Here is a 2,995-nt window from a genome sequence, read left to right as displayed (position 1 = left end):
TCAGCAGTTCGGGCTCATCGAGGTCGGCCTGGGTGAGGCGGATGACGATCCAGCCCGCGCTTTCGAGACAGCGCTGCCGCTGGATGTCTTTGCGCCACTGGTCCTTGTCCGTACGATGGCCGTCTCCCTCGTACTCGAACGCGATCTTCCACTCCGGATATGCGAGGTCGGTGCGTCCGAGGAACTGCCCGTCGACCCACACCTCGTGCTGCACGACGGGCTCGGGCAGCCCGCTGTCGATGAGCAGCAGCCGGGTCTCGGTCTCCTTCGGAGATTCGACGAGTTCACGAGCCTGCGGCAGCGCAGCGCGAATCGTCGCGCGCCCGCGGAACCTCTCCCATTCCTCAAGCCGACGGGTGATCTCGGAGCGCGTGCTGAGCGGCCTCCCCGGCCCGAGATCGGGATAGTTGGATGCCGTTGTCAGCAGTGCGTCGAGCACGATGACCGCCTGCGTCACGGTCAGGGTCGCAGCGCAGGTGAAGAGCGCGGCGACTGGATCGATGACAGGGTGTCCGCGGAGGGTGCGGGTCTCAGCGCGATCCTCGCGCATGCGCCGACCGCGGACTCCCGGTGTCTTCGGCGGAGCCCCTGACCACGGTACGAAGACGTCGAGCGGTTCCTTCGACGTCCATTTCGTCGGCATCGGCAGGCCCCAGTCGCGGGCTGCCGTCATGCCCCCGAATCGCTGGGCCGGCTTCAGTCGTGGCACGTAACAGTCGACGAAGTCATGGAACGTCGTCGGCACCTCGACCGAGCGGATGCCGCGGAACGGCCGGTGCAGATCGGGAGTGCTGTACCGGCCGGGGCGGAGGCCGACGGCTTCCGCAGTGCGCACGGAGAACCTGTCGCCCAGTCGGCGGGGAAGTCTGACACGGTGTCGCATCCGTCGATATTGACGGAGCTGCGCGACGCGGCATCCCGAGTTCTCCGAGAATGTGAGCAACCCCCGCCTCTGCTCATCTCGTGCAGGAAGAGTCGTCTACATCCCGCCCGCGGTCGTACCGGAACACTTTCGCGGGTTCGAGACGCGATGAACCCGCGAAAGCGTTCCGGCAATGCAGGCGGCGCGCGCCACCCGCGCTCAGCCACCCGCGCCTGACGGATCCCATCGTTGACACCTCGCCCGGCGCGCCGTAGACTTTCGTGTAGCAGAAGTTTTCTTCCACAATACGGAAAGACACAAACAAGACGAAGGAGTCGAAATGACGTACACGGTGAACTGCTCGATCCTTCTCACCGAGCTCCCGCTGCTCGAGCGCCCCGCCGCGGCGAAGGCCGCCGGATTCGACGCGGTCGAGTTCTGGTGGCCGTTCTCCACCTCTGTACCGCTCGACCACGAGGTCGACGCGTTCATCGCCGCCATCCGCGACGCAGGCGTGCAGCTGACCGGCCTCAACTTCAACGCCGGCGACATGCCGAACGGCGACCGCGGACTGGTCTCGTGGCCCGCACGCGGCAAAGAGTTCCGCGACAACCTGGCCGTCGTGGTCGGCATCGCACGCGAACTCGGCACCAAGGGTTTCAACGCGCTGTATGGCAACCGCATCGACGGGGTCGATCCCGCCGCTCAGGATGCCGTGGCGATCGAGAACCTCGCGGCCGCGGCCGAAGCCGTCGGGACAGTCGGGGGCACCGTGCTCGTCGAGCCGGTCAGCGGCGCAGAGCGGTACCCGCTGCGCACTGCGGCGGACGCTCTGGACGTCATCGACCACGTCCGCACCTCGACCGGCGCGCGCAACCTCGCCCTGCTCGCCGATTTCTACCACCTCGCCGTGAACGGCGACGATGTGCCCCAGGTCATCGAAGAGCACGCCGCATCGTTCGGTCACATCCAGATCGCGGATGCGCCCGGCCGCGGCGCCCCCGGAACGGGCGCCCTGCCCATCGACACCTGGATCGCACGCAGCCAAGAGCTCGGCTATTCCGGCTACATCGGCCTCGAGTACAAGGCGCCCATCGAGACCGCGTTCGCATGGGCGGCAGCAGCCGCCGGCAGAACGCGCTGAGAACACATCCACTTCCGCGGCATCGTCGCCGCATCACACGAAGGAATCATCATGAGCAGCATCGCAGTCATCGGCCTCGGCATCATGGGCCTTCCCATGGCCAAGAACCTCATCGCCGCAGGACACTCGGTCACCGGCTACAACCTCAGCAAAGACCGCATCGACGAACTCGTCGCCGCGGGCGGCCAGGGCGCCGACGGCATCCCCGCGGCAGTCAAGGGCGCCGACGTCATCATCACCATGGTGCCGGACTCCCCTGATGTCGCAGCCGCCGTCCGCGGCGAAGAGGGCATCTTCGCGCACGCCGAGAAGGGAGCGCTGTGGATCGACGCATCCAGCATCCGCCCCGACGTCGCGAAGGAGCTCGCCGACGAGGCGATCGCCGCGGGCCTCCGCGCCGTCGACGCTCCCGTCTCGGGGGGTGAGCAGGGTGCGATCGACGCCGTGCTGTCGATCATGGTCGGCGGCACCGAACAGGACTTCGCCGACGCTCTGAAGGTGCTCGAGTCGGTCGGCAAGACCATCGTGCACGTCGGGCCTGCAGGCGCCGGGCAGACGGTGAAGGCGGCCAACCAGCTGATCGTCGCCGTGAACATCCAGGCGCTGGCCGAGGCCATCATCTTCCTCGAGGCATTCGGCGTCGACACGGATGCTGCGCTCAAGGTGCTCGGCGGCGGACTCGCCGGATCCAAGGTGCTCGACCAGAAGGGCCAGAAGATGCTCGATCGCGACTTCTCGCCCGGATTCCGCCTCGCCCTCCACAACAAGGACATGGGCATCATCACCGCCGCCGCACGACAGGCAGGCATCACCATCCCGCTCGGCGCCCACGTGGCCCAGCTCGTCGGCTCCGCCGTGCAGCAGGGCGACGCCGGCCTTGACCACTCCGGGCTGTTCAAGCTGACCGCGGCCTTCGCCGGTCGCGCCTGACCCGCACCCCGACCGCTGAGCCTGTCAAAGCGTCGGGCCCTTCGACAGGCTCAGGGACC

The 2,995-nt window shown here is 67.5% G+C and carries 3 protein-coding genes; 2 read left to right on the top strand and 1 reads right to left on the bottom strand.

Annotation, left to right across the window (positions count from 1 at the left end; all coding sequences use genetic code 11):
- On the bottom strand, nucleotides 1–835 hold an 835-nt coding region (locus NT132_RS14295; protein WP_297790214.1), incomplete at its 3' end, for a hypothetical protein.
- 367 nt (nucleotides 836–1,202) lie between these two features.
- On the opposite strand from NT132_RS14295, the gene NT132_RS14290 reads away from it, so the two are divergent.
- Together NT132_RS14290 and NT132_RS14285 are read left to right on the top strand one after the other, a co-directional pair.
- On the top strand, nucleotides 1,203–2,006 hold the full coding sequence (locus NT132_RS14290) for a TIM barrel protein (protein WP_033105655.1): 804 nt from the start codon (nucleotides 1,203–1,205) through the stop codon (nucleotides 2,004–2,006).
- Nucleotides 2,007–2,057: 51 nt separating this feature from the next.
- On the top strand, nucleotides 2,058–2,936 hold the full coding sequence (locus NT132_RS14285) for a 2-hydroxy-3-oxopropionate reductase (RefSeq protein ID WP_033105656.1): 879 nt from the start codon (nucleotides 2,058–2,060) through the stop codon (nucleotides 2,934–2,936).
- The last annotated feature ends 59 nt before the right edge of the window (nucleotides 2,937–2,995 follow it).

It is taken from the genome of Microbacterium sp. (assembly GCF_026393345.1).
Taxonomy (GTDB): Bacteria; Actinomycetota; Actinomycetes; order Actinomycetales; family Microbacteriaceae; genus Microbacterium.
This window is presented reverse-complemented; position numbering and strand designations above follow the sequence as displayed.

Coding starts and splice junctions, on each gene's coding strand:
- NT132_RS14285 (WP_033105656.1), top strand. CDS start 2,058: ATGAGCAGCATCGCAGTCATCGGCCTCGGCATCATGGGCCTTCCCATG.
- NT132_RS14290 (WP_033105655.1), top strand. CDS start 1,203: ATGACGTACACGGTGAACTGCTCGATCCTTCTCACCGAGCTCCCGCTG.